Raw genomic sequence first — 6,828 nt, forward strand, 5'->3', positions numbered from 1 at the left:
ATGACTAGTACATGACATTTGTCATCTTCTAGTCATGACACCTGGTACTAATAATTTCAGGTTGATTTCTTTATACTATGTAATAACGACAAATAAAAGGAAGTGCAATTGAATAATGACCTTGCAAAATACGAAGAACTTGAAAAAACAAATTGCTCCTTTTGAACATTCAACGACAAAGCAAAGTATATGGCAGATCATCAATACCTTGGGGCCATTCATTATTTTATGGTACCTAGCATATATAAGTCTTTCCGTTTCTTATTGGTTAGCTTTAATTCCTGCTGTGTTTGCTGCTGGCTTCTTGACAAGAATATTCATCATATTTCATGATTGTACGCATCATTCATTTTTCAAAAACCGCCGTGCGAATAGAGCAGTCGGTACGATCATGGGTGTTTTGACTTTATTCCCGTTTGATCAATGGGGACATGAGCATTCTGTTCATCACGCAACAAGCGGTAATTTGGATAAACGGGGTACAGGGGATATTTGGACCCTTACGGTCGATGAGTATTTGGCTGCACCGTTTAAACTTCGTTTTGCCTATCGTTTTTATCGCAATCCAATTGTTATGTTCGGTTTGGGACCAATTTATGTTTTCCTTCTTAAAAATAGATTTAACCGTAAAGGCGCTAGAAAGAAGGAAAAAAATAATACGTATTTGACGAATGCATTAATCGTCGTTTTAGCGGCATTGCTTTGCCTGGCAGTAGGCTGGCAGTCGTTCCTTCTTGTACAAGGTTCCATTTTCATGATTTCTGGTTCAGTCGGCATTTGGCTGTTTTACGTCCAGCATACATTTGAGGACTCTTATTTTGAAGAAAATGAGGAGTGGGAATATGTATTGGCAGCAGTGGAAGGAAGTTCTTTTTATAAACTTCCAAAACTGATGCAGTTCCTCACTGGTAATATCGGTTACCATCATGTTCATCATTTAAGTCCAAGGGTACCTAACTATAAATTGGAAATGGCGCACAACAATACGCAGCCTTTAGAGAACGTTCCAACGATTACTCTTGCGACAAGCTTGCGCTCACTCCGGTTCCGTTTATGGGATGAGGAATCCAAGAATTTTATCGGTTTCAAAGATATAAAATATTTAACGAAAAAAAGCGTTCCCGCTCAAGTGAAATCTGAACTGTAACGTTCATGTATCATACCAGACTCCCTTAATAATCCTCGGATTTGGGGGAGTCTTTGCTTCATATAAGGAACTCGATAAAGGAGAGAACTTAAAATGATTCGAATTGTCATTGCAGAGAATCAGCAAATGCTGTTAGAGGCAATAAGTTCTCTACTCAATCTTGAAGAAGATATAGAAATTGTCGGGCAAGCCGGTAATGGAGAAGAGGCGGTGGCTCTTGTACACCAATTACAGCCTGATGTGTGTATCATGGATATGGAGATGCCTGTAATGAGCGGACTTGAGGCAGCAGAAGCATTAAGGTCAATTGAATGTAAAGTGGTCATTTTAACGACATTCCGAAGGACTGGTTATTTTCAACTCGCACTAAAGGCTAATGTAAGTGGTTATTTATTGAAGGATAGCCCGGGTGAAGAGTTAGCTTGCTCGATTCGCAGCATAATGGATGGCAAGCGAATATATTCCCCAGAACTTATAGATGAGTCTTCCAGCAATAATGGCCGGGAAATGGGAGTGTTAGGTTTGTTAGCCGATGGTCAATCAAAAATTGAGCCGTCTAATCAGCAAAGCGGCACAATTGGAACAGTAAGGAAATATTTTTCCACCATCAAAGATAAAATCAAGTTACCGGCTGGTTAGGATTTGTTTCTTAAATCCTGTTGACACGTTTTTTTAAATTGTGTACGATGGATTAAATTATAATATTGAAAATTCTGTGATAAAGAGAGTAGTTCATTTTGAAATGGAAAGCGAGTTAGGGATGGTGGGAGCCTAATGCAGGACGGATGAATGAAGCGCACTTTGGAGAAATTTCTTGAACCGTTTAGTAGGGAATATCGGGGAGTCACCTCGTTAACAATGGAAAGTGGTCACAATTTGTGGCAACTAGAGTGGTACCACGGGAATTCATGCTCTCGTCTCTTATTTAGAGGCGGGGGCTTTTTTGTTTAGGAGGGAAAATGACGATGAATAAACCAATTGCAGAATTGATTTCAACTGCTTTGAACAATGAAATGCCAGCTAGTGAAATAGAAAAATTAATGGAAAAGCCAAAATTGATGGAATTAGGCGATGTCGCCTTTCCATGCTTTACTCTTGCGAAAAAATTCAGAAAGTCGCCTCAGGTGATTGCGTCTGAAATAGCCCAACAATTAAATAGTAAGTTGATCCAAGAAGTGAACGTTGTGGGTGGTTATCTGAATATCTTCGTCAATCAACAGCTGGTGACGGAAAACGTGCTGCAAACGATATTAAGTGAAAAGGATCAGTATGGTTCGATGCAGCCTGTACAGGAAAATGTCGTGATTGATTATTCCTCCCCGAATATTGCCAAACCTTTTTCCATGGGGCACTTACGCTCAACGGTCATAGGGAATGCACTGGCTAACATCGCTGAAAAAAGTGGCTACAATGCCGTGCGTATTAATCATTTAGGAGATTGGGGCACGCAATTCGGCAAGTTGATTGTCGCATATAAGCTGTGGGGCGACAAAGAGGCAATCGAAGCTTCGCCGATTCAGGAATTATTGAAGATCTATGTGAAGTTCCATGATAGAGCCGAAAGTGATGAATCGTTGAATGAACAAGCACGAGCAAGCTTCAAGTCGCTTGAAGATGGGGACGAGGAAGCACTGGCATTGTGGAAATGGTTCAGGGATGCGTCTCTAAAAGAGTTTGAGACGATTTATGATTTATTGGGCATCCGTTTTGATTCCTATGCCGGCGAAGCGTTTTACAATGACAAAATGGATGCGGTTGTCGGGGAACTAAAAGAAAAAGGCTTACTTACCCTATCCGAAGGTGCCTATGTCGTGCAATTGGAAGATATGCCGCCTTGTTTGATTACGAAAACGGATGGTGCGACACTTTATGCCACGCGTGATTTAGCTGCCGCCATGTATCGTAAAAAACAGTATGAGGCGAAGAAAACATTTTATGTTGTCGGAAACGAACAATCCCTGCACTTTAAACAACTCTTTAACGTCATTGAAAAAATGGGGTATGAATGGTCAAAAGATTTGCAGCACGTAGCTTTTGGCATGATGTTAAAAGATGGTAAGAAAATGTCGACTCGTAAAGGGAAAGTCGTGCTCCTTGCGGATGTATTGGCAGAGGCGATCGAAACTGCGAAGCGCAATATTGAAGAAAAAAATCAAGCGCTTGAACAGAAGGAACTGGTTGCAAGACAGGTCGGTGTCGGAGCGGTAATTTTTAACGATTTAAAAAATAACCGCATGAACGATATTGATTTTTCATTAGAACAAATGATGAATTTTGAGGGAGAAACAGGTCCATATGTACAGTACACATATGCGCGAATTTCCTCATTGCTTGAAAAAGGTGAATTTAACGAGCAGGCCATCCATTTTGACGCTTTAGGTGAATATGCGTGGCCAGTCATCCAGCTGCTGGAGCAATATCCGAGCATTGTCCAAAAATCGTTTGAACAAGCCGACCCATCACAAATCGCGAAATTCAGCTTGCATTTATCGCGTGCATTCAATAAGTATTATGCACATACAAAAATTCTAGTTGAAGACGAATGGAAACAAATGAAACTCTCATTCGCTTTTTCCGTAGCGATTGTATTGAAGGATGCGCTAAGTTTATTGGGAATTTCCGCGCCGAAAAAAATGTAAAGGTAAAATGAAAGAATCCATTTTTAACTTTCAAAATGGATTCTTTAAAATCTTATTCAATGACATCAAACCATAAGGGGGATTTATCATCAATTTCACCGTTGTAATTGATCGTGATTTCTTCGCCAGCCTTTATGTCTTTATGTGCATAAAAGTCTATCGTTAAATCATCTAAATTATTATCATACTTCGCATTCGGAGTGTATGAATGATTGAATAGCGATCCATTTCCCAAGGCAATGGCCGTTTCATCGTCATCTCCCCAATAGAAACAGTGATGAAAGAGTGACGTTTTCTTTAAATATTTCCATTCTCTTTTGGGTGAAATGATGACAGGTGATGCCTCAATGAGTTCATCCTTTTTAATATCCCTTACCGCATATATTCCCCTGCCGTATTTCCCCGTATTTTTAATACAGATTGGTGATACGGCCTCTATTGCTTTTTTCCAGTCCTGCTTGGCTTTCAGTTTTGTTTCGTCTAGGTCACCAAGATGCTTATTTAAGTAATCACTGCGATTGCGAATGAAATCGAAGATGAATTCTGGTTCCTTGTCAAATAGATCCACTTTATTCTTTTTATATGGATCAAGAAGGATGTGGGGGCGTATCGCCTGGTGCAGTGATAATACTTTATTTTCCATGTGATTCACAGTAAATGTGGTTTCCAATTGTTCAACCAAGAGGTCTTTGTAGAACTTGCGGTATTCCGGAACCTGCAATAGAAGATAACTAAGGTGATTTGTCCTTTTTCCTCCAATAGGGACATATGTGTGTTCCATGATCCCGCCACTGACTTTGCGTCCCCAAGTGGCATCATAATCCCAAGGAATGATTTCAAATAAGTTTGTTTCACTATTGCGATATAATGCATAGTTATGAGTGAAACCGTCGTTATTCATTGAACATACAGCTCCAGCCAGCCAGCGTAAGTATTTATGAATATCAAGATGCTGCGAGACTTCTTCAGGAAATTTGGCAAGCGGGGTGGTATTGATTTTTCTGATCAATTCAATAAGGTATTCATCGTCGGACGGTTTTCCAAACGCTTGTTTATAGCCTGATACAAGGGAATCTTTCGGTTTCCCATCCCTTTCCAATGAAAAGTTGGCATGATTGTTGACTGCATAATAAATGGGACCGGCAGGAAGTCCTCTTTTTTCCAAAAAGAATTCATCAACGGACTCCAGTTGTAAATATACCCCTTTACACGAGCCGTTACGATATAAGTCAATATGCTGACTATGGGGGGAAAGAACTCCAAGGTCTTGGAAGTAATCGAGTGAGAGTTTATTGCGAATGAGGGAAGGATCTTTGTATTCGGCATTGAGATGGATTTTGTGGGCGCCAAAGAATTTTTCTGGCTTGATGAAATCAATCCAATAGGATCTTTTCCTGAATTTTCGGGTATAAGAGCCCCGATAGGCAATATCGATATCATAAATGTCGTTTTCCACTTTCAAATAGGCGGGAATGGGGTCATTACTCCATACGTCCGCACGTAAATCTTCTAGATCTTCTTCTTCAATCATTAAGAAATAAGATGGAATATGATAAGGCATACACTCACCTTCCTTTCTTGAAGATGTATTATGGTCAAGCGCAAACATGTAATGTATGAAAAAATTCAACTTAATCAACCAGAGATTGATCAAGTTGAAGCTTTTTAGATTTAACTATCTTCTTCTTTTTTTCTTTCCACTTCCAGTGGATGTACTAGATGTAGATGTGCTGCAAGTAGATGTGCTGCCAGTAGATGTGCTGCAAGTAGATGAGCTGCCAGTAGATGTGCTGCAAGTAGATGAGCTGCCAGTAGATGTGCTGCAAGTAGATGTGCTGCCAGTGGATGTGCTGCCAGTGGATGTGCAGCCAGTGGACTTGCTGCCAGTGGACTTGCTGCCAGTGGACTTGCTACCAGTGGACTTGCTGCCAGTAGATGAGCTACAGCTGCTGCTGCTGCTACTGCTACTGCTACTGCCAGATGAACCGCCTTTTCCTTTTTTTCCTTTCGGCATAAAGACCCCTCCTTTAATAAGGTTAATTTCATGATATGCAGTATGGTACAAACTTGAACGTTGGTTAACGAGAAACGGGCTAATAAAAATGGCGGAGATTAAAATAATAATGTAGAGTTATGGCGGGTCACTTCAATTAGATTGTCTGCCTTTTCTGAAATGAAAAATGCCCCTTACTCCCAAATGGGAATAAAGGGCATGTACCGCGAACTTGTCACGGCGATCATGAATTAATAAGCCAAGCTGAATAGAGCTTTGATGTGTGATAGATAGCGAACATTACTTGCTTCTTTCATCAATGTAGCCGGAAGGCCTTTAAGGGACGTGTTATTGGCCCCAACCGTTGCCACCGCATCCTTACGGCCAAGGCTCGCAAGCGTACCTGAGTTTACAGGTGAAAATGCTTCAAGTTTCTTGCCTTCAAAGGCTGCAAATAGGTTGTAACCAACAAGCTCACCCATTTGCCAAGCATTTTGAGCAGTAGGAGCGTATGGACGGCCGCCTTCTGGAGGGAAAGCAACGGCACTGTCGCCGACAACGAATACGTCTTTATGGGATTTGGATTGCAAATACTCATTAACGGTTGCTTTGCCGCGATCCACTTCAAGGCCTGATTCGCCTACGATAGGAAGAGCCGCAACTCCGCCTGTCCAAACAAGCGTATTGGCCGTTATCGTTTGTCCATCTTTCAATTCGATTTGATTGCCTTTAACACCCGTTACAGGCAGACCTGTCAAGAATTCAACGCCGCGTGCTTCCAAGCTTGTCATCGCACGTTCGATTAAGTGGTCAGGCAGGACCGGAAGGATTTTTGGACCTGCTTCCACAAGCTTGATTTTCAAGTCCTTGAAGTCCACTCCGAACTTTTTGGCGATTTTAGGGAAATGATCCACGATTTCACCGATTAATTCGACGCCCGTCAAGCCGCCGCCGCCGATCACGATGGTTGCGTCCGCTTCATTATTCGTTTGTGCATATTCGCGAATGCGATCTTCGATATGTTTGTAAATCTTGTTTGCATCATTTAC

General features: G+C 41.3%; 6 protein-coding genes, 1 pseudogene and 1 other annotated feature. Of the genes and pseudogenes, 3 read left to right on the forward strand and 4 right to left on the reverse strand.

All coding sequences use genetic code 11. The features are described 5' to 3' along the window. Positions 1–115 precede the first annotated feature (115 nt). From desA to argS, 3 genes are all read left to right on the forward strand, one after another. On the forward strand, positions 116–1,147 hold the full coding sequence (gene desA / locus ACYP5M_RS18410; RefSeq protein WP_459735369.1) for a Delta(5) desaturase DesA: 1,032 nt from the start codon (positions 116–118) through the stop codon (positions 1,145–1,147). Positions 1,148–1,240: 93 nt separating this feature from the next. After that, a complete protein-coding gene (locus tag ACYP5M_RS18415) occupies positions 1,241–1,786 on the forward strand; it encodes a response regulator (RefSeq protein WP_452445500.1) in 546 nt (181 codons plus the stop codon). 67 nt (positions 1,787–1,853) lie between these two features. Then, positions 1,854–2,072, forward strand: a binding site (T-box leader). Between the two features lie 34 nt (positions 2,073–2,106). Beyond that, a complete protein-coding gene (gene argS, locus ACYP5M_RS18420) occupies positions 2,107–3,786 on the forward strand; it encodes an arginine--tRNA ligase (protein WP_452445501.1) in 1,680 nt (559 codons plus the stop codon). A 52-nt stretch (positions 3,787–3,838) separates the two neighbouring features. On the opposite strand, the gene ACYP5M_RS18425 is transcribed toward argS, so the two are convergent. From ACYP5M_RS18425 to ACYP5M_RS18440, 4 genes and pseudogenes are all read right to left on the reverse strand, one after another. Beyond that, the gene (locus tag ACYP5M_RS18425; RefSeq protein ID WP_232783037.1) at positions 3,839–4,255 is read right to left on the reverse strand and encodes an SET domain-containing protein; all 417 of its coding nucleotides are present in this window, start codon (positions 4,253–4,255) and stop codon (positions 3,839–3,841) included. Between the two features lie 12 nt (positions 4,256–4,267). Further along, positions 4,268–5,347, reverse strand: a pseudogene (locus ACYP5M_RS18430) (CotH kinase family protein); the annotation flags it as partial. Positions 5,348–5,457: 110 nt separating this feature from the next. Continuing rightward, positions 5,458–5,832 carry a hypothetical protein gene (locus tag ACYP5M_RS18435; RefSeq protein WP_459735370.1) on the reverse strand — a complete coding sequence of 125 codons (375 nt, stop codon included), beginning with the start codon at positions 5,830–5,832 and terminating at the stop codon, positions 5,458–5,460. Positions 5,833–6,030: 198 nt separating this feature from the next. Continuing rightward, positions 6,031–6,828, reverse strand: a 798-nt coding sequence (locus tag ACYP5M_RS18440; protein ID WP_459735371.1) for an NAD(P)/FAD-dependent oxidoreductase, incomplete at its 5' end; no start/stop codon positions are given.

The sequence above is a fragment of the Peribacillus sp. N1 genome, assembly GCF_054600815.1.

Bases quoted from the DNA above. Each gene is read 5' to 3' on its own strand.
- desA (WP_459735369.1), top strand. From the start codon at position 116: ATGACCTTGCAAAATACGAAGAACTTGAAAAAACAAATTGCTCCTTTT.
- argS (WP_452445501.1), top strand. From the start codon at position 2,107: ATGACGATGAATAAACCAATTGCAGAATTGATTTCAACTGCTTTGAAC.
- ACYP5M_RS18435 (WP_459735370.1), bottom strand. From the start codon at position 5,832: ATGAAATTAACCTTATTAAAGGAGGGGTCTTTATGCCGAAAGGAAAAA.
- ACYP5M_RS18415 (WP_452445500.1), top strand. From the start codon at position 1,241: ATGATTCGAATTGTCATTGCAGAGAATCAGCAAATGCTGTTAGAGGCA.